The 25,130-nt window shown below is 35.6% G+C and carries 21 protein-coding genes and 1 riboswitch; of the genes, 6 read left to right on the forward strand and 15 right to left on the reverse strand.

Features of this window, described 5'->3' with window-relative positions; translation table 11 throughout:
• Positions 1–18: 18 nt before the first annotated feature.
• Positions 19–1,092, forward strand: a complete 1,074-nt coding sequence (locus FC73_RS00995; RefSeq protein ID WP_010021458.1) for a carbamoyl phosphate synthase small subunit — start codon at positions 19–21, stop codon at positions 1,090–1,092.
• A 4-nt stretch (positions 1,093–1,096) separates the two neighbouring features.
• A complete protein-coding gene (locus FC73_RS01000; protein WP_056936277.1) occupies positions 1,097–3,613 on the forward strand; it encodes a carbamoyl phosphate synthase preATP-grasp domain-containing protein in 2,517 nt (838 codons plus the stop codon).
• Positions 3,614–3,625: 12 nt separating this feature from the next.
• On the opposite strand, the gene FC73_RS01005 is transcribed toward FC73_RS01000, so the two are convergent.
• Positions 3,626–5,356, reverse strand: coding sequence for an Rqc2 family fibronectin-binding protein (locus FC73_RS01005; RefSeq protein ID WP_010021457.1), 1,731 nt, complete (start codon positions 5,354–5,356; stop codon positions 3,626–3,628).
• Between the two features lie 124 nt (positions 5,357–5,480).
• On the opposite strand from FC73_RS01005, the gene FC73_RS01010 reads away from it, so the two are divergent.
• The 3 genes from FC73_RS01010 (at position 5,481) to FC73_RS01020 (ending at position 7,493) form a co-directional block, all read left to right on the forward strand.
• Complete coding sequence (locus FC73_RS01010) at positions 5,481–5,900, forward strand: MarR family winged helix-turn-helix transcriptional regulator (protein ID WP_010021456.1); 420 nt, start codon at positions 5,481–5,483, stop codon at positions 5,898–5,900.
• A 14-nt stretch (positions 5,901–5,914) separates the two neighbouring features.
• Entirely contained in the window at positions 5,915–6,778 is an 864-nt protein-coding gene (locus tag FC73_RS01015) for a DegV family protein (RefSeq protein WP_010021454.1), read from the forward strand.
• 36 nt (positions 6,779–6,814) lie between these two features.
• Positions 6,815–6,912: riboswitch (THF riboswitch) on the forward strand.
• A 44-nt stretch (positions 6,913–6,956) separates the two neighbouring features.
• On the forward strand, positions 6,957–7,493 hold the full coding sequence (locus tag FC73_RS01020; RefSeq protein WP_010021452.1) for a folate family ECF transporter S component: 537 nt from the start codon (positions 6,957–6,959) through the stop codon (positions 7,491–7,493).
• A 137-nt stretch (positions 7,494–7,630) separates the two neighbouring features.
• Here the strand turns inward: FC73_RS01020 and FC73_RS01025 are convergent, their stop codons facing one another.
• From FC73_RS01025 to parE, 8 genes are all read right to left on the reverse strand, one after another.
• The gene (locus FC73_RS01025) at positions 7,631–8,398 is read right to left on the reverse strand and encodes an HAD-IIB family hydrolase (protein WP_010021451.1); all 768 of its coding nucleotides are present in this window, start codon (positions 8,396–8,398) and stop codon (positions 7,631–7,633) included.
• Between the two features lie 133 nt (positions 8,399–8,531).
• Positions 8,532–9,485, reverse strand: coding sequence for a Dyp-type peroxidase (locus FC73_RS01030; protein WP_010021450.1), 954 nt, complete (start codon positions 9,483–9,485; stop codon positions 8,532–8,534).
• Positions 9,486–9,624: 139 nt separating this feature from the next.
• Positions 9,625–10,152, reverse strand: coding sequence for a peptide-methionine (S)-S-oxide reductase MsrA (msrA, locus tag FC73_RS01035; RefSeq protein ID WP_010021449.1), 528 nt, complete (start codon positions 10,150–10,152; stop codon positions 9,625–9,627).
• 30 nt (positions 10,153–10,182) lie between these two features.
• A complete protein-coding gene (gene msrB, locus FC73_RS01040; protein WP_010021447.1) occupies positions 10,183–10,620 on the reverse strand; it encodes a peptide-methionine (R)-S-oxide reductase MsrB in 438 nt (145 codons plus the stop codon).
• A gap of 113 nt (positions 10,621–10,733) precedes the next feature.
• Positions 10,734–11,669: a manganese-dependent inorganic pyrophosphatase gene (locus FC73_RS01045; protein ID WP_010021445.1), complete on the reverse strand. Its 936-nt coding sequence runs from the start codon at positions 11,667–11,669 to the stop codon at positions 10,734–10,736.
• A gap of 135 nt (positions 11,670–11,804) precedes the next feature.
• A complete protein-coding gene (locus tag FC73_RS01050) occupies positions 11,805–12,692 on the reverse strand; it encodes a LysR family transcriptional regulator (protein WP_010021443.1) in 888 nt (295 codons plus the stop codon).
• A gap of 65 nt (positions 12,693–12,757) precedes the next feature.
• A complete protein-coding gene (gene parC / locus FC73_RS01055; RefSeq protein WP_010021442.1) occupies positions 12,758–15,217 on the reverse strand; it encodes a DNA topoisomerase IV subunit A in 2,460 nt (819 codons plus the stop codon).
• 15 nt (positions 15,218–15,232) lie between these two features.
• A complete protein-coding gene (gene parE, locus FC73_RS01060; RefSeq protein ID WP_010021440.1) occupies positions 15,233–17,194 on the reverse strand; it encodes a DNA topoisomerase IV subunit B in 1,962 nt (653 codons plus the stop codon).
• A 168-nt stretch (positions 17,195–17,362) separates the two neighbouring features.
• Between parE and plsY the strand changes: the two genes are divergently transcribed.
• Positions 17,363–18,010, forward strand: a complete 648-nt coding sequence (gene plsY, locus FC73_RS01065) for a glycerol-3-phosphate 1-O-acyltransferase PlsY (RefSeq protein WP_010021439.1) — start codon at positions 17,363–17,365, stop codon at positions 18,008–18,010.
• A gap of 37 nt (positions 18,011–18,047) precedes the next feature.
• Here the strand turns inward: plsY and FC73_RS01070 are convergent, their stop codons facing one another.
• The 6 genes from FC73_RS01070 to dprA all read right to left on the reverse strand — a co-directional run bounded on the left by FC73_RS01070 (position 18,048) and on the right by dprA (position 25,115).
• Positions 18,048–18,932 (reverse strand): aldose 1-epimerase family protein, encoded by an 885-nt coding sequence (locus FC73_RS01070; protein WP_010021438.1) that lies wholly within the window; start codon positions 18,930–18,932, stop codon positions 18,048–18,050.
• A gap of 54 nt (positions 18,933–18,986) precedes the next feature.
• On the reverse strand, positions 18,987–20,441 hold the full coding sequence (gene hslU / locus FC73_RS01075) for an ATP-dependent protease ATPase subunit HslU (protein WP_056936278.1): 1,455 nt from the start codon (positions 20,439–20,441) through the stop codon (positions 18,987–18,989).
• 15 nt (positions 20,442–20,456) lie between these two features.
• Positions 20,457–20,999 (reverse strand): HslVU peptidase proteolytic subunit, encoded by a 543-nt coding sequence (gene hslV / locus FC73_RS01080; RefSeq protein ID WP_010021436.1) that lies wholly within the window; start codon positions 20,997–20,999, stop codon positions 20,457–20,459.
• A 19-nt stretch (positions 21,000–21,018) separates the two neighbouring features.
• Entirely contained in the window at positions 21,019–21,951 is a 933-nt protein-coding gene (gene xerC / locus FC73_RS01085) for a tyrosine recombinase XerC (protein ID WP_010021435.1), read from the reverse strand.
• Positions 21,952–22,034: 83 nt separating this feature from the next.
• Positions 22,035–24,152 (reverse strand): type I DNA topoisomerase, encoded by a 2,118-nt coding sequence (gene topA, locus FC73_RS01090; protein WP_010021434.1) that lies wholly within the window; start codon positions 24,150–24,152, stop codon positions 22,035–22,037.
• 90 nt (positions 24,153–24,242) lie between these two features.
• Positions 24,243–25,115, reverse strand: coding sequence for a DNA-processing protein DprA (gene dprA / locus FC73_RS01095; RefSeq protein WP_056936279.1), 873 nt, complete (start codon positions 25,113–25,115; stop codon positions 24,243–24,245).
• Positions 25,116–25,130: the final 15 nt, after the last annotated feature.

The raw sequence follows: 25,130 nt of genomic DNA on the forward strand, positions 1-25,130 counted from the left end.
ATCTGAAGAGGTTTGATTATGACTAAAAGATATTTAATCTTAAATGATGGAACTTCATTTGTAGGAAAATCAATTGGGGCGGAATCAACCGTCACAGGTGAAATCGTGATGAATACCAATCTAAATGGTTATCAAGAATCAATTACGGATCCGATTTATCACAATCAAATAGTAGCCTTTTCGCAACCCTCAGTAGGCAATATTGGAATTAATCGGAAGAACTATGAATCTATTTTAACTTCAGCAAAGGGAATCGTAATTCATCATAGTGAAGATATTTCAACAAGTTATCTAAAAAAGATTTCTTTAGATTCGTTTTTAACACAGCGGAATATTCCTGGAATTACTGACATTGATACCCGGTACTTATTAAAATACATTATGAAGCATGATATTGCTAAGGCAAGTTTGGTTGATGTCAACGATGAGCATGCATTTGATCAATTGAATGCAGCAGTTTTAAGTAATCAACAAATTCAACAAGTTGCCACTCCTAAACCATACTTAGTACCAGGAAATGGTAAAACAGTAGCCGTCTTGGATTTTGGATTAAAAGAGGGCATTGTTAGACAACTTGCTCAAAGAGATTGTAATGTGATTGTTTTACCCTTCGATACTTCTTACCAAGAAATCATCGATCTTGATCCAGAGGGGATTATTTTATCTACAGGACCTGGTTCTCCTCACGAAATTGATGATAGCGTTCTAACCACCATTAATCAGCTGGAACATGCGCTACCTGTTTTTGGTATGGGATTAGGGCATGAGTTACTTGCCATGGCTAATGGTGCTAGTGTTTATCGAATGAAGTTAGGTCATCATGGAAGTAATCATCCCATTAAGAAAATTATCACTAATCAAATTATCTATGCTAATCAAGCTCAAGATTACGCGGTTGATCCTGATTCTATTGATACCTCAAAACTAATTGTGACATACATAGATTTGATAAACGGAACTGTTCAAGGAATTAGACATCGTGATTATCCAACTTTTTCTGTTCAATTCTCGCCAGACGGTTCCAGCGGTCCAACTGATAGCATTGATCTGTTTGATGAATTTCTAGAAAGTATTACAGCACACGGGAGATAGCTTGATGGAAAACAAGTTAAAAAAGATATTGATAGTAGGAGCTGGCCCATCTGGGATCGGTCAAGAATGTGAATTAGATTCAGCAGCTTTTCAAGCTCTTCACGTTTGGAAACGGCTTGGAATTGAAACTTTCCTATTGGATAATAATCCGTATTCCGTCATTTTACAGGAAATGAATGCTGATCACGTCTATATAAAGCCAGTTAACACTGATAATGCTAAACATGTTATTGAATCGGAACACGTTGATGCTATTACATCAGTTTTCGGTGGGGTCAATGCATTAAAAGTCATCCAACGTCTAAACAAAAATGGCATATTGGAAGAAAACAATGTTGATATTATCGGATTAAATAAAGATAATATTGATCTCTTTAATAATGAGAATCGGTTAAATCAGCGATTAAAAGAATACGGTATCCCAACACCTGACTATTACATCGTTAGTAATTTTGATGAATTAAGAAATGTAATTGATAAGATTTCTTTCCCAATTTCGGTTCGACCACTTGATCCTAAAACCCGACAACAACGTTCAATTTTTCAAAATATGGAGCAAGTTACAAATGAAGCAGATAATATTTTTGATGAATCTAAATCCGGTAAATGCTTAATTGAACGAGAAATTGTGGGCTACAAGGAAATTGGGACAGTCTCCTTACGTGACACGATGGGGACTAAAATGATGATCTCATCCTTAGAAGACATGAATCCGGTTGGAGTAAATTCAAATGATTCGGTGGTTTTTACGCCATCACAAACTCTAAGTGATACACAGATTCAAATGATCCGTTCTATTTCTTTTGAAATCATGGATGTGTTGGGTATTAAGGGTGTTTGTCATGTACAATTTGCCCTTAACGCTGAAACCGATGATTGTTTTGTGTTAAAAGTAAATCCAAGCTTTAACATGAGTACGACACTGGCAGCTAGGTCAACCGGGTATCCAGTGGCATTAGTAACGTCACAATTATTGTTAAATTATCCAATTATGAAAGTAAAGTTACCAGAACGTTTTCACAAATTTACTTCAATTTTACAACCAATAAGTGATCATATTACCGTTAAAATCCCAATTTGGCCATTTGAACAATTACCTGAAGCAGATGCACGACTTGGGACGAAAACTAAATCAATTGGATCAGTAATTGGGGTAGGACGTAGTTGTGAGGCAGCGTTATTAAAGGGAATTAGAAGTTCGCAGTCTAGTCCAAAAGATGTTCTACCTAGTTATTCTGAATTATCTGAAGATGAATTAATTTCCCAATTAATTCATCCCACTGATATTCAGCTTCCCATTTTATTTGAAGCACTTTCACGACATTACACGGTAGAGGATTTACATGAATTGACTAAAATAGATCGATTTTTCTTCATTGTGATGGCCAACATTGATCAAAGTCGCTCTTATATTCTTCAACATCAAAATGATCCAAAAGCATTTCGCCTTGCACATGAAATGGGATTTGGTGATGGTATGCTGTCATCAATTTGGCACATTAACATTGATAAGTTGCGAAGAAAAGATTCTTACAAGACTTACAAAATGATTGAGCCAACGGCAGGGGAATTCCCAGAACAAATTAATTCCTTTTATGCCAGTTATGAAATCGATAACGAATCTAATCAAATTGGAAATAAGACAGCTCTTGTTATTGGTAAAGGTCGAAATAAGATTGGACCAAACGTTGCTTCTGACTTTTATACGAGCGAGTTATTGATCCAACTAAAAAAAATTGGTTTTAATACTGTAATCCTAAATAATAATCCTAATTCAGCTTCATTAGCTCCAATGATGAGTGATAAACAATATATTGAACCCATTCAACTAGGTGAGATTTTAGATGTGATCCAGACCGAAAAACCAAAGTATGTTTTTTTGCCTGGAAATCGCCATTTTTTGATTCGTGAACTTAGTAAATATGCTGAAATTAATTTAGTTATTTTACCACCAAATCAAAAAAACGCAGTCTGGTATGGATCTCACGTTGATTTTGCCTTTGATCTTCTGGTAACTGATGATCAAATTATTCCAATTTCAACAGTTGGATTTAAATCAGAAGACGGCAGTGATGATATTAATCTACAAACTGACTACTACGTTCCTTACGGAAAAGATGCCTTGAACATTGATAGCTTAGTGCAAAAAGCAAAAGTAGCCGTTAAAAACCAAAACATTCACGGCCTAGTTCAAGTACTTTTTTATAAGGATCAGGACCAAATTAAGATTACCGGAGTAAGACCACTTCGAATTACTGAGACGGTTCTTTTAAATATGTCTACAGGAATTAATTGGATTGGTGTTTTGGTTAGAATGGCTACTGGACATCTAAATATTGAAAAGATTAAAAAAGAAGTCCCTAAAATTGATTCATCGACTCATTTTACGGTTATGCAAGCTTCTTTTCCATTCAAGCAACTTGGTGTTTATGATTATAAGAAAGACCGATCGCTTGAATCGGGAGCAAAACTGTCAATTGGATATACTATTAACGAAGCGACCAAAAAACTATTAAAGTAGAAAAGCAAGATGCTATTTTGCATCTTGCTTTTTATTATTTTCTCTTAGATGTTTTACAATTTCATCACTCGGAGTTACGTACATTGTACTCTGACCACGATAGGTAACAAATCCAGGTTTACCACCATTAGGTTTCTTGACAGCCTTTACCTTAACGTAATCAACTGGCACATTTGCTGATTCTCTTGCCTTAGAAAAGTAGGCAGCAAGTTCAGCAGCCTGTAAAACAGTTTGCTCACTAGGATCGAAAGAACGAATGATAACATGAGATCCATGAATGTTTTGAACATGAAGCCAGGTATCACGCTTGTCAGCTGTTTTTAAGGTTAATTGATCATTTTGAAGGTTATTCTTACCAACGAGGATTACATCGCCATCATCAGAAATAAACTTTTCGGGTTTACTAACTTTACGACGTTTTCCGGCATTTTTCTTTGTTTTTTTAATGTATCCGCCGTCTTTTAATTCGGTCTTGATATCACTTAAATCTTGAGGATTGGCAATCTCAATCTGAGATTCAATATTATCAAAATAGTCGATTTCTGATTGACACTCTTGAATCTGTTTTATTACGTAATCCTTAGCATTTCTTTTTTTATCATATTTTTTAAAATATTTTTGTGCATTCTCTGAGGGCGAAAGAGCAGGATTAAGGGATACTACAATATCTTTATTATCGTCATAAAAATTGGGTAATTTGATACTCTTAGAACCAACTTTGACTTGATTCAAATAGGTCATTAAAATTTCACCTTTGATACGGAGATCGTCAGCATGTTCTGACTCTTCTAAAGTTTTTTGTAGTTTTTTGAGCTTTTTGTGGTTCTTTTTTAATTCATTTTTCGTAATTCGGATTAGTTGGGACCCTTGCTCTCGAACACGTTCGCGTTGAACTTTTGTTTGATAATATTCATCAAGCATTGAACTCAAATTATCGAATCCTTGCTGTGGCTCGATCCCAATGTAAGGGAAAGCGGAAAACTGTAATTTCCCCTTAGAATCATCACCAATCACTGGTTTAGGACTATCAAAATGATTAAAGAATTCCCAGTATTTTTGCTTGATGGATGATCCTGAGACATGAAGTGCACTAGCAAGTGCATAAGCAGTATCAGTTCCAAGTCCTTGAAGATACTTGCGAAGTTTACTAGCAAACACGTCAACGTTTGGAAATTCACGGTTGATTCGTTCGATTCGAGTTATTTCATTATCTTGGACTTGAAAGGGATCCACCAAATTTTGCTTGGGGGGTTGGATATACTTGGAACCTGGCAGAATGGTACGATAGCGATTCTGAGAAGAAGAAATTCTTTTCACCGAGTCAATGATAGTTGAATCCTTAGCCTGGACTAAAATAATGTTACTATGACGAGCCATAATTTCAATTACTAGCACTAGTTCTTCTATATCTCCAAGTTCATTTCTGGTATTGAAATGAAGATGAATAATTCGATCATTATTAACCTGATGAACTTTACTAATAAAGCTCCCACTAAGATGTTTCCTTAACGTCATTGCAAAATTAGTTGGAACTTTGGGATTAGTAAAGGGGACGTTTGTAATTTGAGCCCGTGCGTAAGACGGGTTTGCTGAGAGTAATAATTGATAATTATTATGGTTAGAACGAATGGTTAGTATGATTTCGTTGGGATAGGGTTCATTTATTTTAGAAACTCGTCCATTTAACAAGTCGTTTTTTAACTCTTGATTCATTGCATGTGTAAATGATCCGTCAAATGACATATATAACACTCCTTTTTACTTCATTGTCCAGTATAACTTATATCTTCTCGTACATCACACGAATATTAAATCGCTAATCTTGTATTAGGCAATTAATGGTATAATATTTTATGGAGGAATATCAATGAAAAATAGTTTAACTGCTCTTAGAGTTGTAGGAAAAATCCATCAACAACAGCTTCAAGCACTTACTAAAAAATCAAATCTTACTATTTCAGAGTGGCAATTATTGATCGCTATTACTGACGGTTACACTACGCAAGAATCCCTTTCACAGTCAATGGAATTGGATACATCAACTTTATCGCGACAATTAAAACGACTCGTTGAAAAAGAAATGATCCGTAAAAAGGCTGTCGGGCAGGACAAGCGTCAGTTGATCTACAGTATTACTGATAAGGGTAAAAATGCCTGCAATCAGATTAACTCTGATTATGCAGATCTTTCCACACGAATTTTTAATCAGTGGACAGACGAAGAAAAGAATCTTTTAAAAATTTTGCTCAACCGATTAGAAACAAGTATGAAAAAAATCCGTAAATAAGATAGGTGAAAAAAATGAAGACAGCGATTGTCGCTGATAGTACATCATATTTATCTAAAGAAGATCTCAAAAAATATAATGTTCATATTATTCCAATCTCCGTAATCTTCGACGGTAAGGACTACCGTGAGGGAATCGATATTACAAATGATGAGTTTTATAAAAAGCTTCAAGAATCGACCAAGTTGCCAACAACTTCACAGCCACCAATTGGTGCTTTAGTGGAGGAATATAATAAACTAGCTGACGAAGGTTATGATGCAGTTATTAGTATTCATCTTGCATCAACCATATCGGGAATGTATCAGGCGGTTTGCAATGTGTCAAAAATGATGGATAACATTCAAATTTATCCATTTAATTCAGGAATTACCGTTGATCCAATGGCTGCTTTAGTTAAGTACGCTGCTAAATTGGCTCAAGAAGGCGTTAATCCGAGCGAAATTATCGATAAATTAAAGGGATTACGTTCTACAATCGACGAACTCATTGTGGTAGACGATTTAGATAATTTAGTAAAAGGCGGACGCTTATCGAATGCTAGTGCTTTTGTTGGTGGGTTATTAAACATTAAACCGATTTTAACTTTTGATAATCAAACGGATGAAATTGTAGCATTTGATAAAGTACGATCAAAGAAAAAAGCACTTAAAAGAGTGGAAGATTTATTTTCGCAAGCAGTTGAAAAGGCGGATTATCCAATTGAAGTAGCAGTGATTGATGCTAATAATCCAAAAGAAGCAGATATTTGGCAAAAAACTATCCAAGATAAATATCCGAACATGAAAGTGAGTCGCGGATACTTTGGCCCAGCGATTGGAACACATCTTGGTAGTGGGGCACTTGCTTTGGGTTGGATTAGAGACATGAGCAAATAAAAATAAAAGGTGTATAATTAATAATGTTCTAAAAATTTAGGAGTAGGATCTAGCGCGTTAAGTGTCGGCGGAACGGAATGTGAACGCTGAACGAAAAACTAATCGTTTGCGGTGCTAGATCCGCATTCGCCACTATATTGCCATTTTTGGTGGCAGCTCCACTTAGGAGATGTCAATTATGAAGGAATTAGAACATTGGGGATTACGTCCTCTTAGTATCAAGGGATTAACTTATATTGCCATTTTAATGGCAATTGAGATTGTCCTGAATAAATTCCAGTTCCAGACGAGTTATCTGGAAATTGGATTTGGTTTTATTGCAGTTGCATTCATTGCATGGTGGTTTGGACCGTTCTGGTCGACAATCGTAGCTATTCTAGTTGATGTACTAACATCCATTATTAATGGATATGGGTTCTTCATTGGATTTACATTTTCTGGAATCATTGCAGCATTAATTTTTAGTTTTGCTTTCTATAATCAAGAAAAAGTTAGTTGGCTAAGAGTGATTGTTGCAGTCGTATTAATTACTTTAATAGTAAACATAGGACTAAATACGTTGTGGATTTCTGTGATGGCTCATACGTCATTTTTCTATTATTTACCACTTAGATTGGTAAAAAATATAATTATGATTCCGATTCAAATTATTATTCTTTATATATTAATGAATAATAAGACCATCCAGCATTTTAAACCCAACGTTTTTAAATAAACGATTGAAAACACCAGAAATGGTGTTTTTTAATACATATATATGAGGGAAGGACAATATTAATATTTTATTTGTCTACTTTACATAATATATATTATACGAAGTAGACTTAATATTGAAAAAAGACCAATTTATACTTATTTTAGATTATCAACATTTGTATAACTTTGAATTAGTTTTGCAACTTCATCATTTGAATTCAAAACAATTTGATCTGGCTGTAGATTCATCCGATTAAGTTTATTGCTACCATCGTCAACCCAATTACTTTTAAAAGCATTCACGAGTAATTCTTGATCGTTACTATCGTTTCCAAACACAATATAGTTGCTATCAGTTATAGTTCTTAATGTGCTGAATTTATTGATATTTTGTGCTGTCAGATCAATATTATTTTCGTCAGTATGTTTGATAACTGATAATGACGTATTTTGTTTAATAAATGCTGATATTTTATCAATTAAATTGTTATTTATGTCTAATAAGATGATTTTAACGGCTTTTTTGATTGATGAGATAGCTACATTTTCAGCTAATTGATCTGGATCCAATTGCTTAAATATTGGATTTAAAGCGCTTACTTTGGCACTATAATCCCAATTGCTATCAATTATGTAATTTAAATCGTATTTTTTAATGATATTTTTAGTCAATTGTATATCACAATTACTAATGGGTTTTATTGAATAAGTATGACCATTTCTTGATACAAGTGCACCATTTGCACCTATTAATGTCTTATCTTTAAACGTTGGTACGATTGGAATTAGATCTCTGATTGGCCTGGCTGAAGCAAAGATAATTTCATTATGTCTTGCTAGTTGCTTAATTGCATTTACAATTTCTGAATCTATTTCAACACCATTAAAGCTCAGCGTTCCGTCAACATCAAATACATATAGCATGTTTATAATTACCTCTTGATTTCTTAATATTACCTATTTAAATATTACGCTAAAAATGGTAATTCATAAAATTAAAATAAAAAAACTTTCGAAATGATCGAAAGTTTTTTGTAAATCTCTTAAAACTTAATTATTAGTTCAAATCACCATCAGCAATCTTCCCAAGCAATGGTCTAGATGGAATAAAGAAAGTTTGACCAGTTAAAAGAGTTGAAAAAGTTAATAGAAAATCATTTTGATCAACCATTTGCTGCAACATGCCCTGAATAACATGCCAATAGCGCGAATATGCAATGAAATAAGTTCCTGTATCATTATTAGCTGGATCAGAATACGGAACATTCATTCTAACAATTTTTTGTTCGACCCCGTTAACCGATGTATTGGAAGTTACGTTGTGCGCATTTTTAAACTTTTCTTCATCGGGTAATTCAAGATCAGAAAACTTCTCTCTCCCAATTGCTTTATCTTGCGTAGTGGTATTTAATTTATTCCAGTAATCCATGTCATGGTGCCATTTTTGAGCAAACGCGTATGATCCATTGATAAACTCGGGATCTTCATCACCAATCAATGCATATGGAGCAATGTCTTCAACTTGTGGTACTTCGGTTCCATCAATAAATCCAATGATAGCACGACCTTCAAGGTATCGGAATCCATGCGTCTCATTAACTACCTTCGTAAAGTCTCTTAGAAAAAGCATGAACTGAGTCGTCACTTCATATACAACTGCTTCAGTATTAGCACGAATATGAAGAAAAATATCTCCCTCAGAAGATGGCATCGAATACTTTGGACCCTTAACTCCCTCAAAATCAATAAGTTCCTTGGGCTTATCAGCCTTGGGAAATAAGTAATCCCAGGCCTTGCTACTAAATCCAATTGCAACCCTTAAATTAGCTTCAGGTTCTCTAATTCGCATTGATCGAATAATTGATTGGGAACGATCAGCAAAATCTTGAATTCCCTCTTGAGTTGCTTTTTGATCCTTACGAGTTAATTCTAGCGTTGCAAACTCAACGTTTTCACCCGTATCTTTCCAAACATCTTGTGATTTGTCTGGACTTGTTTTTTTCTCAGCCATTATAAATACCTCCTAAGTTAAATTCAGTATTAGTAAAGGATTAACTGTTTTATATAGCCAATCTCATACTACTTAATTATACAATATGTTAACCACTACATTAAAAAAGAATGCCAACATTGACATTCTTTTTATTTGTTTACTTTTTCCAATGATCATTAATGAACTTTTTCCGTCCACCACTTTCTTCAATTGCATAACGAAGTGGATTCTTCTTATAGAAATCTTGATGATAATCCTCAGCCGGATAAAATGGCTGTGCATCTTCAATCTTGGTAACGATTGGTTCATCAAATTCTCCGCTATTTTCTAATTCTTTCTTTGATTCTTCAGCAATCTTACGTTGCTCAGGACTATTTACATAGATAACTGGACGATAAGAATCACCACGATCTTGAAATTGTCCCATTGCATCGGTTGGATCGGTTTGATGCCAGTAAATTTCAACTAGTTTCTTATATGAAATAATACTTGGATCAAATGTAATTTTAACTGCTTCAGTGTGGCCAGTTGTGCCAGAAGCAACTTGTTCGTAGGTTGGATTAGGTACATGACCTCCGGTATATCCTGATACAACGGAAATAATTCCGGGCATCTGATCAAATGGTTGAACCATACACCAGAAACATCCACCAGCAAAAATTGCAGTTTCTTCTTTATCACTCATTAATAAACACCTCTAATTTGGTTATTTGTATTATTCAACAAACTTTTTGTACTTACCATAACCCTCTTCATCCATCTTATTATAAGGGATGAATTTCAAGGCAGCAGAATTAATGCAGTATCTTAATCCACCTTTATCCTGAGGACCATCTGGAAAAACATGACCTAAATGGGACTTAGAATCTGAACCACGAACTTCTTGTCTGATCATACCGAATGAAGTATCGGTATCACTCTTTAGCTCATCTTCATTAATTGGTTTAGTAAATGATGGCCAACCACATCCAGCATCATACTTATCAGCTGAACTAAATAATGGTTTACCATTCACAACATCAACGTAGATTCCCTTCTTGTAGAAATCATCGTATTTTCCTGTAAAAGCAGGTTCAGTTCCTGCATTTTGTGTCACGTTATATTGTTCAGGTGTTAAACGATTCTTTAAATCTTCTTTGTTGTTTTCAGCCATAATATAAACCCCCTATTTACGTTTATATATAACTTATATCTTATCCAATTAAATAGCAAACAATTTGTTTTTAACTAAAAACCCCGCGTTAACTACGCGGGGTTTTATAATTATTATTTTTCTAATGCATCAGTTAATGGTGGAACCACTTGTTTCTTACGTGAAACTACTCCAGGTAGATTCATGATGTCATCAGCATTAAATTTATTATCAAATGCCTTTTCAACAACACTCTTTGGTTCACCAACAACAATTAATTCCGAATTACTGTCTAAGATATTAGTTACTAAGACTAAGAATAAATCGTATCCTTTATCTTTAGCTTCAGCTTCCATGGCTTTCTTAACATCATCAGCTCGTTTAGTAATGTCATCTAAATCAACCACATTAATTTGATCAATTCGAACGCTCTTACCACCCATAGTAAATGACTTAGCATCACCGTCAATTAATTGTTGGTCGGTCTTTGAATCAACATCTGTACCAGCTTTAAGCATTTTGACACCGTAATCTTCATAGTCATCGATTCCAGCAATATCAGCCAAAGCTTTCAGAGCATCACGATCAAAATCAGTGGTAGTTGGAGATTTTAATAGCAAAGTATCAGAAATAATGGCGGATAACATTAAGCCAGCCAACTTCTTAGGAATCTTAATTCCTTCTTCAGAAAACATTTGAGTTAAAATCGTGCTACAACAACCATAAGGAGCAGCTCGGTAGTATAAAGGAGCCGCCGTATTAAAACCATTAATTCGATGGTGATCAACGACGTCGGTAACGGTCAATTGATCAATGTCACTGACACTTTGTTGTGGTTCATTGTGATCAACTAACATGACCTTATCAACTTCAGGTTTGGCTCTGCTAATTACTCGTGGTGCCTTAGTATCAAAATAGTCTAAAACATACTTAGTTTCAGCATTGGGTTCACCTAAAGCAACTGCTTCAACGTCATAACCGTCCTGCTTCTTTAAGTATGCAAGTGCCATTGCAGCAACAATTGCATCTGTATCGGGCACTTTGTGTCCAAAAACTAATTCTTTACTCATGATTCTCTCTCCTCTTTTTCCATATTTCCAAGAGTCTCTGACGATCTCTAACTTCAATATTAATACTATTTAAGTATACATCTTTAGCCTGAGCATATTCCCCAATAAAGCCATTAAATTCGTCAAATAATTTATTCAACCGTGGGATACCATCTTTAGTATCACGATAAACAGCGACGGCCTGAAGGGAAAAGTCAGGAATGATTTCAGTATAGTAAGTATTTTTTCAGCCATCTTACTTCGATCCCGGGTCATCATAAACGTTTTTGGCAAAATAGTGTTTAATCCAGATGATAATGCGAATTCCATAATTTGCACTGGCCTCGTAAAACAAGCTACCATCTTAGGCATTTCATAACGTTTAGCACTATAAATATTCTTTAAAAACTGATTAAAATAGTATCCATTAGGGTACCCAACCATTGGTCCCTCAACCTTTTTAAGATTGATTTTGCTACCTACCTTACTCTTATCATGGTGAACATAACACAGGGTATCGTGAAGAATCGGCTTAATTGCCATACCCTTCCAATTATGTAATTTTTCGTTTGGTAAATACATAATTGCTAAATCAATTTTTCCACTTTCAAGGTCAGAAATCAATGTTTGCTGGGTTAACATATACATTTCAATTCTTAAGTCTGGATTCTTTTCATAGAAATATAAAGCAAAATTTTCAAAGATTTCATCTTCAATTGCTGAAAGAATTCCAACTTTAATGGTTCCCCGAATGGAGCTTGAATAAGATTCAATTTCATCAGTAGCGTTGTCCAGAATTCCATAAACTTCTTCAGTAGCATTTTTCAAAGTGTATCCAGCATCTGTTAAGTGAATTTGTTTTCCAACTGAATAAAATAGATTGGCATGTAGTTTATTTTCCAATTTTTTAATTTGTTGAGATAGTGCCGGCTGCGTAATTCCTAAAACACCAGCAGCTTTTGTATAATTTAGCGATTCGGATAATTGTAAGAAATATACTAAAGCTTTTGATGAAAATAATGATTCTCTTTTAGATTCTCTCAAAATTAATACCTCGCACTAACATTTATTATTATATTGTGTATATTATCACGGAATTACTATATTTACTATAGTAAACTATCAATTTGAGACTGTTTCAAAGCATCATGAGTAATCATAATTGGTGTTCCAATCATCTTAGTATCCATCACGGGTGAACCATTAGATAAACGACCAGAAATTCCGTGATCACCGAGGATTACATCATGTGAAGTCATATGATCAGTATAAACTTTGAGAGTTTCATCATTAGATTCAATCTTAATAAAATCGGCTAATAGATTACTTTTGGTCTTAAATTCTTTAAGGACTTTAATTCCCTTACGAGCCCTGCTCGTTACTGGAATATCAGACACTTTCATCTTTTTAAAATTACCATTTTGAAAGATAAGTGCTATCTCAGAATTGTCATCTACAAACTGCATATTAATCACGTGGTCGTCATCATCAAGACTGATAGCTTTAACTCCAGTGGTTCGTGGTCCACTTAGAGAAACTTCTTGCAAATCATATCTAAGTGCTAATCCCATTTCCGTCATTAGTAGAACACTTCCAGGGTCTTCAGTTCGATTATATGAAACGTCTACTACTCTTGACAAAGGACCCTTTAATTTTTCATAGACCGCGGCTCGACTTTTGTAAGTCCTACTAGGAAGTAATTTACTAAACTCAGTTCGCTTAATGTGACCTCCACTGGTAGTAATGACGAATTCTCCATCTTGTTTTAGATCGGGGAATGCATAAACATCAATAATTTTCTCATTTGAATCTAGGCCATTCATTCTGGAAATATGCTCTCCAGTATCTTTCCACTTAGTATCTTCAACCTCATAAACTCGACGATAAATCATGTTCCCCTTATCAGTGAACATAAACAGCGAATCACGCGTGTTTAATTCATTTAGGTAAACGGCATGGTCATCCTCTTTTAAGCCGTTATCGGTGATCTCAGACGCGTTAAACGAGCGAAGACTACTTCGTTTCAGATACCCATCGTTACTGACTAGTACCATCACGTTTTCATCTGGAAGAGTCACTTCTTCACTGACTTCCAAATTTTGAATCTTATCCTCGATCTTAGTCCGGCGCTTATTACGATAACACCTTGCAATATCACGTAATTCCTTTCTAAGAACAGAATCCAACTCATCAGGATTAGCTAAAACTGCTTCATATTCGGCAATTTTAGCCGCTAAATCTGCATTTTCCTTCTTTAATTCGGTCACATCAGTATTAGTTAAACGATAAAGTTGTAAAGCTACAATTGCGTCTGCTTGTTTCTCGGAAAAATCATATTCAGCAACTAAATTGTCACGTGCATTCTTCTTGTCGTTACTGGCACGAATGGTCTTGATGACTTGATCAAGAATTGATAATGCCTTAATTAAACCCAAAACAATATGTTGTCTAGCATTGGCTTTATCTAGGTTAAATTTAGTCCGTTTGGCAATTACATCACGTTGATAGTCCAAATATGCAACCAGAATTTCTTTTAGAGAAAGGCGTTTAGGAGCCATATTGCTAATAGCAACTACATTAAAATTGTATGAAACTTGAAGGTCAGTATTTTTAAATAAATAATTTAAAACACTAGTACTATCTACGTCTCGTTTTAATTCAATTGCAATGGTCAATCCCTCACGATCAGACTCATCACGTACTTCAGCAATTCCATCTACTTTTTTGTTAATTCGGACTTCATCAATTTGTTTAACTAATTGAGCTTTATTTACTTCATAAGGGATTTCAGTTACTTTAATCATTTGCTTATTTCCACGCAATGATTCAATCGAGGTTTTGGACCGAATCATGATACGTCCTTTACCGGTTTCGTAAGCTTGTTTAATTCCATCTAATCCCTGAATAATTCCACCAGTTGGAAAATCAGGGCCTTTTACATACTTCATCAAGTTTTTTAAAGTGGCATCGGGATGTTTTTGCAAGTAGATTAATGCATCAATCACTTCACCAAGATTGTGTGGTGGAATTTCGGTCGCATATCCAGCAGAAATCCCAGTTGCCCCATTTACCAATAAATTGGGAAATCGTGATGGAAGTACAACAGGCTCATATTCTGTATCATCAAAATTTAGAATCCAATCAACGGTATCTTTATCGATATCACGAAGCATTTCATCTGAAATCTTACTTAGACGTGCCTCAGTATAACGCATTGCTGCAGGTGGATCTCCATCCATAGAACCATTATTTCCGTGCATTTCAATTAATGGTTCCCTTAATTTCCAATCCTGACTCATTCGAACCATAGCTTCATAAATTGAACTATCACCATGGGGATGAAAATTACCCATTACGTTACCCACTGATTTTGCTGCTTTTCTGAAACCTTTAGATGAAGTATTCCCATCTTTATTCATAGCGTACAAAATTCTTCTTTGCACGGGTTTTAATCCGTCGCGAACATCTGGTAAAGCTCGTTCTTGAATAATTGATTTGGAATAACGGCTAAATCGTTCGTCCATAACTTCTGAAAGAGTTAAATCTTTAATTTTTGATCTATGTGCCATTTCATCACCTCCAAACTAATTTTTTTCCGTATTATCCAAAATACTTCCGTCTTCTTCAAGGTTAAATTGGACATTGCTTTCAATCCATTTTCGACGTGGTTCAACCTTGTTACCCATTAGAGTAGAAACCTGTCGTTCTGCATCAGCCGCATCATCAATTCTTACTCTAATCAGGGTTCGTTTGGCAGGGTCCATTGTTGTTTCCCATAACTGGTCCGCATTCATTTCACCAAGACCCTTAAAACGTTGTAACGAATAGCCCGATCTGAAATCTTTAATATCTTGATCTCGCTCTTCGTTAGTCCAAGCATATTCTACTTTCGCTCTTTTGCCTTTTCCATGTTGCAATTTATAAAGTGGTGGTAAGGCAATGTATACTTTGCCAGCTTCAATCATAGGACGCATGTACTTATAAAAAAAAGTTAGTAGCAAGATTTGGATATGAGCACCGTCATCATCAGCATCAGTCATGATAATAATCTTGTCATAATTGGATTCGTCAATCTTAAAGTCCACTCCTACACCAGCGCCAACCGTGTAGATGATCGTACTAATCTCTTCATTTTTCATAATATCAGGAAGCTTAGCACGTTCTGTGTTTAAAACTTTTCCTCGCAATGGTAGGATGGCTTGATGCTTACGGTCTCGGCCTTGTTTAGCTGATCCACCGGCGGAGTCACCCTCAACCAAAAATAGTTCGTTTTCACTTGTATCCTTAGATTGAGCTGGGGTTAACTTTCCAGAAAGTAAACGTTCTCTTTTCTTTCTTTTTTTACCATGGCGACTTTCTTCTCGTGCTTTTTTAGCAGCTTCACGTGCAGTTCGAGCATTGGTAGCTTTCTTAATTAATGTGTTAGCAAAATCACTATTTTCCATTAAATAATACAATAACTGTTCAGAAACCACGTTATCTACGACAGATCGAGCTACTGGTGTTCCCAATTTTTCCTTGGTTTGTCCCTCAAATTGAAGTAATTCTTCTGGAACTTTTAGTGCTACTATCGCAGTTAAACCTTCTCGAACATCATTACCTTCGAGATTTTTATCTTTATCTTTTAATAAGCCCACTTTTCTTGCATATTCATTAAAGGACTTGGTCCAAGCACTTCTAAAGCCAGCTTCATGACTCCCACCGTCTTTTGTGCGAACGTTATTAACAAATGAAAGCATATTTTCAGTGTAACCATCGTTGTATTGAGCAGCTACTTCAACTTCAATGCCGTCTTTTTTACCATCAAAATACATAACTTTTCCAAGAGTGCTCTTACCCTCGTTTAAATAATCAACAAACTCTTTGATTCCATCTTTAAATTGAAATTCATCTTCGCGAATTTTTCCTGGTCGTTCATCTTTGAGAGTAATTTTAACGCCCTTCAGCAAAAAGGCAGACTCACGAAGCTGTTCTGCCAAAATGTCGTAATTGTAAGTTGTAGTAGTGAAAATGTCTGGATCAGGTTTAAATGTGACAGTCGTTCCGGTGTGTTTACTTGTTTTACCAAGTTTTTTTAAGGTTCCAACTGGTTTCCCACCATCAGCAAAATCTTCCTGATAAAGCTGACCATTACGCACAATTTGAACGGTTAAATGAGTTGAAAGTGCATTAACAACACTTGAACCAACCCCATGAAGACCACCAGAGGTCTTGTATCCTCCTTGTCCAAACTTTCCACCAGCATGAAGAACCGTTAAAATTACTTCTGGAGTTGGTTTCCCAGAAGAATGCATTCCCGTTGGCATTCCACGTCCGTGGTCAACAACGGTAATGCTATCATCTTCATGAATGGTGACGTTAATTTCATCACCATATCCAGCGAGTGCTTCATCAACTGCATTATCTACGATTTCGTATACTAAATGGTGTAGTCCTTTCGAGTCAGTCGAACCTATGTACATACCAGGTCGTTTTCTAACTGCTTCTAAACCATGTAAGACTTGAATTGAAGAGGCATCATATTCTTGTTTTTTTGCCTGTGTCATTAGGAAAGACTCCTTCTTTTAATCATCGTTTTTAATAATAACCTATTTAAACTTGATTGGAAAGACGTTTCAAAGTCCACCACAATCTTTCAAACTAAATTTTAAAATGATCTTTTTAATGCTAAAATAAAACTTTGTGAGCATATATTAATAAATATGGAGGAAGATATGGTTAAATTTATTATTCTCCTGATCTTGGCCTACTTACTCGGCTCAATTCCAAACGGAATTTGGATCGGTAAAATATTTTTTCATATCGATATTAGACGACATGGCTCCAAAAACATTGGAGCCACTAACACTTATCGAGTACTAGGATGGTTTGCTGGAACAATCGTGATGGTTCTAGACATTGCTAAAGGTGCCATTGCTACATGGCTGCCAATGCAATTTGGCATCCATTCTTGGTATCCATTAATTTTCGGCCTAGCAGCAATTTTAGGTCATACTTACTCTATCTTTGATCATTTTCGTGGTGGAAAAGCAGTTGCTACCAGTGCTGGAATGTTATGGGCGTATAATTTCGTGTTTTTCTGTATTGCAGCAGGTACCTGGGTTACTTGTATCTTTGTTACTAGTATGGTAAGCCTTGCTAGTATGCTTGGATTTACTATTATCGTAATTGCATCGTTTTTCGAGCACGATCCCGCCCTTACGATTTTAGCAATCTGTCTGACCATCTTCACCTTCTATCGACATCGTAATAATATTATTAAAATTATTCATGGAAACGAAAATCTGGTACCCTTTGGACTTTACTATTGGTATCTGAAGTACATCAAAAAAACAATTCATCCTAAACAACAGCATAAATAAGGGACACTCTCTGAGCGTCCCTTATTTTTTCTTTTGATTAGAAGAAGGTAATATCAAAATTAGCATTTAAACTTTCATCAGGATCAAGTTTACTAATATCAGCTTTGTCCTTTAAAAATCCGGTACTTTCTTCTTCATCAGCAATTCCCCACCATGGTTCTAAACATACGAATGGGGCTTCTTTAGGATAAGTTGACCAAATGCCAATGTATTTGCAATCGTAAGCAGTAAGAGCCACCCCATGATCTGTGACATCAGATTGAAGCATAACGGTTGTTTGTTCATTATCGGAAACATCTAGTACTTTGGCATCATGTTTAAACAAATCTCGTTTTAATTGAAGTGGATTATCTAAAGTCTTTTCAACGGGATGTTTGATGTTACTGTATCCATTTTGATCAATTCTTACGATTTTGTAATCATGTTTAGGAGCCACTGAAACCGAATAATCATCAAACGTTTCGCGCTTAGGAAAGAGTGGAACGTTAAATCCTGGATGGGCTCCCAATGAAAAGTACATTGGATCAGGATTAATATTTTCTACCACCATTTCAACTGCAATTGTATGTTCATCTAACTCATAATGAATGGATAAGTTAAAGTTAAAGGGATAAATTTTTCTAGTTGCCGCATTGGAATGCAACATGAAATTAACCTCAGTTTTATTATGAGATTCGATTTCAAACTCACTATCTCTAGCAAATCCATGTTGATACATATGATAACTATTCCCATCATAAATGTAATCATCATCTTGAAGTCGCCCAACAATTGGAAACAATATTGGTGCATGGCGCTTCCAGTATTCTTTATTAGCACCCCAAATGTATTCAGTTCCTTTTTGATCCTTAACAGATACAATTTCTGCACCCTTTTGGTTAATTTTAACCGTCAAGTAATCATTTTTTAACGTAACTGGCAATCTAATCCCTCACTTTCCTTATACCTAGTACTTCGTACTTCACAAATTTCAAACCTACAAAATATAACGGGCTACATTTTCATCAGCAGCTAAATTACCGACTTTATCTTCTACGTACTTCTGATTAATGGTAATGTCACCCATATGCATATCAGGACCTTCATACAAAATATCTTCGAGTAATTTTTCTAGAATGGTATGAAGTCTTCTAGCACCTATATTATCAGTATCATGGTTAACAGAGTAGGCAATATCAGCAATTTTTTCAATTGCTTCTTTAGTAAAGGTAACTTTAATGTTATCAGTACCGATTAAAGCTACATATTGCTTAATCAATGCATCACTAGGTTCAGTTAAAATTTTAACAAAATCATCTTTACTTAAGTCATTTAATTCAACTCGAATTGGAAAACGACCTTGAAGTTCGGGAATTAGGTCAGATGGATTACTATCAGCGAAAGCACCAGAGCCAATGAACAAGATATGATTAGTATTGATGACACCATATTTTGTATTTACATTAACTCCTTCGACAATTGGTAAAATATCCCGTTGAACACCTTCTCTGGAAACTTCACCACGTGTTTGCTTATTTCCACCAGTAAGTTTATCAATTTCATCAATAAAGATAATTCCGGTATTTTCCGCACGTTTAATTGCAGCTCCATTAACCTTAGCGTCATCGATTAAAGTCTCAGATTCTTGATTAATCAAAGCTTCACGCGCTTCCTTTAACGGTAAAACTCGCTCAACTTGCTTTTTTGGTAACATGTTTTTCAATCCTTGCAAGTTAATTCCCATTTGTTCCATTTTACTGTTATCAGCGTTTAATGCGGCTGAGGGATCATCAATTGAGATTTTAACTTCTTGATCTTCTAGCTCACCATTTTCAATTTGAGCCAAAATTCGACTAGAATCATCTTTAATCTTATCTTTTTCGTTTTGATCCATGAAAGGATCCTTTTCGTTCAGCCATGATAAATCCATCGGTTTCCCTTTTTTGAAGGCCTTATTGAGCTCCTTGACGGTGTCTTGGAGTTTTTTATCATTATTGGACTTTTCTTGAGCATCATCAACATGATTTTCTTCACGTGAAATAATTTCAGCTAAATCTTGGTTGGCCTTCTTTTCTGCCTCACGTCGAACATTTTTAAATTGGATCTTCTTTTCCATTTGAACTGAATTTTCAACTAAATCTCGAACCATTGAATTAACATCACCACCAACGTATCCAACCTCAGTAAATTTAGTTGCTTCTACCTTAACAAAAGGTGCATCCACAATTTTAGCAAGTCTTCGTGCAATTTCTGTTTTACCAACTCCAGTTGGACCAATCATTAAAAGATTTTTAGGAGTAATATCTTCCTGCATCTGCGGATCTAGTTGGAGCCGACGGTAGCGATTACGTAAGGCAATTGAAACTGACTTTTTGGCTTCATCTTGTCCTACAATGTAATTATCTAATTGTGAAACAATTTCTTTGGGTGTCATTTGTTCTTCTTGTGTCATTAATCATACCTCATTTTATAATTCTTCAGAAATTACGTTGTGATTAGTAAAAATATCGATATCTGCAGCAATGTTAATAGCAGCTTTCGCAATGTCTTCAGCTGACATTTCCGGTGCATAGTGTTTCATAGCTGTTGCTGCCGCTAACGCAAAATTACCACCAGATCCAATGGCTAGAATATCATCGTCGGGTTCAATTACTTCACCAGAGCCAGATACTAACAATAAATTATCGTGATCGGCTACGATTAGCATTGCTTCAAGCTTTTGTAATTGTTGATCACCACGCCACTGTTGGGCTAATTTAACTGAAGCCCGCTTTAGGTTGCCACTATATTCTTTTAATTTTTGCTCAAACTTTTCTTCTAAATTGAAGGCGTCAGAGACACTGCCAGCAAATCCTACTCCAACTTTTCCATCGAAGATACGACGAATCTTGTGAGCAGTCCCTTTCATAATCACCTTTTCTCCCATAGTGACTTGACCATCACCTGCAAGAGCAACGTGACCATTATGCCTAATGGCACAAATTGTAGTAGCTTCAAACTTTACTGTCATAATTAATTCCTTTCACAACTTAATCTGGATTGTCTTCATCTGGACGCTTAAAGAACTTACTATAATTTTTAAGCAATCCTTCCTTAGTTACGTGGGTGTAAATTTGGGTGGTAGATAAATCAGAATGACCTAATAATTCCTGAACGGTCCTCAAATCAGCACCATTATTTAACATTTGAGTGGCAAATGTATGTCGCAACATATGGGGATGAATTGATCCATTCATGCCACTGTTTTTCATGATTTTATCCAAAACGTATTCAATCCCACGACTTGATAGTTGATCTCCATGCTGATTGATAAACAAAAAATCATGATCCTTATGATATTTATTCATAAGCGGGGTTCGACATACTTCTAAATATTTAAGAATTGAATTTTTGGCATACCGACCAAATGGGAGATAACGTTCTTTGTTCCCCTTTCCTAAAACTAGCATGATCCGATTACCAAAATCAATATTACTTAAGGTTAAATTGGAACATTCACTGACACGCATTCCAGTTCCATATAGTACTTCAAGAATAGCGCTGTCACGCGTTGCCATTTGTTTATTAGGATTTTTACGAGCAGTTTTAAACAGAATATCCAATTCCTTCTGATAAAAAAATCTCGGCAAGTGTTTATTATGCTTTTTTATATGAACATATTCAAATGGATTGTCTGAAACTAACTCATTATTTAATAAAAAATTGAAAAATGATCTTAATGACGAAATTTTTCTTGCAATAGTACTATTTTCATCACCACGATCATGTAAACTACTCAAAAAAACTTCCACATCAAAATTATCAATTGCTTTAAAATCTTTTTGTTTTCCAGAATCCCTCAAAAAAGTATTAAATTCTTCCACATCATCCTTATATGCCTTGGCGGTATCGTCCGAATATTGGCGTTCATTTATGATGTATTTGATAAATAGATTGATTAGGTCTTGGTTTTTTGTTTTCATTTTTTGTTTCTTTCTTTTGGGTTAAAGTAACTTTTTACATTTTACCTTGTAAATAAAACCGTTCCGAAGAACAGTTAATTTAATTATTTTTGAATGTCTTCTTTATAATCACCATTTGGACAAATTACCTGCATGCCACCTCGGACCTTTTTCTCAACTAAGAAATGACCACACTTAGGACAATCTCGTCCAATTGGCTTATCCCATGAAACAAAGTCACATTCTGGATATCGTGAGCATCCATAGAATAAACGATTCTTTTTCGTTTTGCGCTCAATAACCTGTCCCTTTTTACATTTTGGACACGTTACCCCAATTTCTTTAACAATTGCTTGGGTATTTCGACAATCTGGGAAGCGTGAACATGCATAAAACTTACCATACTTTCCCATCTTGACAACCATGGGAGCACCACAAATTTCGCAGTTAAATCCTGCTAATTCATCTTTAATCTGAACATCTTCCATGAGCTTTTCAGCGTGATCAACTTCCTTAGAAAATGGTTGATAGAAATGATCAACAACCTCAACCCATTTTTCTTTGGCTTCTTCAATTTCATCTAGTTTGCCTTCTACGTCGGCAGTGAAATCAACGTTAACAATATCAGGAAAATATTCTTCAATGATCTTATTAACAATTTCACCAAGTTCAGTTGGCTCAAAACGTTTTCCCACTAATTTAACGTAGTATCGTTTCTGAATGGTTCCAAGCGTTGGAGAGTAAGTCGATGGACGTCCAACCCCATTCTCTTCCAGAGTTTTAATCAAGTTTGCTTCAGTATACCGAGCTGGTGGTTGTGTAAAGTGTTGATCTGGGTTGTTCTTGGCTAATTTCACAGTGTCACCACGGTTTAAGTCAGGCAAAATGTTATCTTTCTCTTTTCCATTTGAATAAACCTTCAAAAAGCCTTCAAACTTCATCTTGGATCCATTAGCCCGATAGGTCACACCGTTTTGTTCAATTGTCACCGTTTCAGTATCCATAATTGCTGGAGTCATCTGACTAGCCACAAAACGCGACCAAATCAGATTATAAAGCTTATATTGGTCCTTAGATAAATATTGTTTAATACTAGCGGGTGTCCGATGAACTGAAGTCGGTCGAACAGCTTCATGAGCATCCTGAGCTCCCTCTGGCATTTTACCTTTAATCGGCTTATTTGCTGAGTATTCTGCTCCATACTTTTCATGAAGAAAAGTAGCAGCTTCATGTTTAGCAATTGAAGAAATCCGAGTTGAATCAGTCCGCATGTAAGTGATTAACCCTTGACTGCCTTCTCTACCGATGTTAATTCCCTCATAAAGTTGCTGAGCAGCCATCATTGTCCGTCCGGTCTTGAAATTTAATTTCCGGTTAGCATCCTGTTGAAGGGTACTAGTCGTAAATGGTGGATTAGGTTGTCTTCGTCGTTCTTTTTTAGTGACTTTATTAACATCAAAATCACCCTTCGAATCAATCTTTTTTAGGACTTTTTGAACATCATCGTTATTCGCAAGCTTAGTCTTTTTACCATTTAAACCATAGAAACTAGCTTTAAACTTAGAACGACCGGATTTAAATTCCGAATCAATCGTCCAATACTCTTCCGGCTCAAATTTTCTAATTTGTCGCTCACGGTCAATTACTAACCATAATGCAACTGATTGCACACGCCCCGCACTTAATCCTTTCTTCACTTTTTTCCAAAGTAAAGGTGAAATGGAATATCCTACTAATCGATCAAGTACTCGTCGAGCTTGCTGAGCATCGACCAAATTCATATCAATAGTTCGAGGGTGTTTAAAAGCATCCTTAACCGTATCCTTTGTGATTTCATTAAAAACAACCCGATTTTGATCGTTTACATCCAGATTTAACACATGCGAAACATGCCACGCAATTGCTTCACCCTCACGATCTGGGTCAGACGCCAGATAAATCATTTTCGACTTTTTAGCTTCAGATTTTAACATCTTGATGACATCACCCTTACCCCTGATTGAGATATAATCGGGCTTAAAATCATCACCAATATCCACGCCCATCCGACTCTTAGGTAAATCTCGAACATGTCCCTTACTTGCTACTACTTTGTAGGTACTACCCAAGTATTTCTGAATGGTCTTTGCTTTAGCAGGTGATTCAACAATCACTAGCTTTTTCTTATTAGTCCTTGTTTTTCTTTTTTTCGTTTTAGTTTTTGTTACAGAAGTTGTCGCCATTAAAATTATCCTCGTTATTTTTTTCTTCATTAATACATGATAATTTCCGTTTAAATTTCTTCCATATCATATTGCAGTTTATGAAGCCTGTCAAACTAAAGATTCTTCCAAAACGTCATTATCACTCAAACATGGACGTGCACCGGAAGCAATTAATTGATTACAGCCAATCGATAGCGGTGAAGTAATATTCCCCGGCACAGCAAGAACATCCCGATTTTCTGACAATGCCAAACTAGCCGTAATCAAACTTCCCGACTTCTGCTTTGCTTCCACCACAATTAATTTCTCACAAAGCCCCGCAATGATCCGATTTCGTTCTACAAAGTGGTACTTAAGTGGTTTGCTACCCAACGGATACTCACTAACTACCAGATTAGTATTCATTAACTCATTTTGAACATTCATACATTCACTGGGATACGAACCATCCAATCCAGTTCCAATCACTCCGATTGTCCGTTCATTATTAGCTAACGCGCATTGGTGGCTTAAACAATCAACTCCCTTAGCTAATCCTGACACAATGGTAAATCTCTTCAAAACTCTCTTGGTCAAGATGGACTTAATGGCTGCAATCGAATAATTGGTGCATTGTCTAGCTCCAACAATGGAAATTGATCGTGTTTTCAGAATAGTTACATCACCTACGAAAAAAAGAACTATCGGCGGACAATAAATATCAGCCAATTGCTGCGGATATTCAGCATCTAAAATCGTAATCCAATGCTGCTTTTGATTTAAATCCACTCTTTTGTTTACCTCATCGCTTAAAAAGCACCGTTCAAACCGTTCATACTTTAAATGATGTTTTTTAAGAATGACGGTTAATTGATTCAAAATTGAGACGCCTAAGTCTGATTCGATTGATGCATGTTTAATCCAATGAGCCAGCATTGCCTCACCTTTAATTCCAATTCCAGGACACAGTTTGATTCTAAGCAATAAATTGCGTTTATCCATTTTTCTCTTCCTTTC

Origin of the sequence: Fructilactobacillus fructivorans (assembly GCF_001434095.1) — a bacterium.
GTDB lineage: Bacteria > Bacillota > Bacilli > Lactobacillales > Lactobacillaceae > Fructilactobacillus > Fructilactobacillus fructivorans.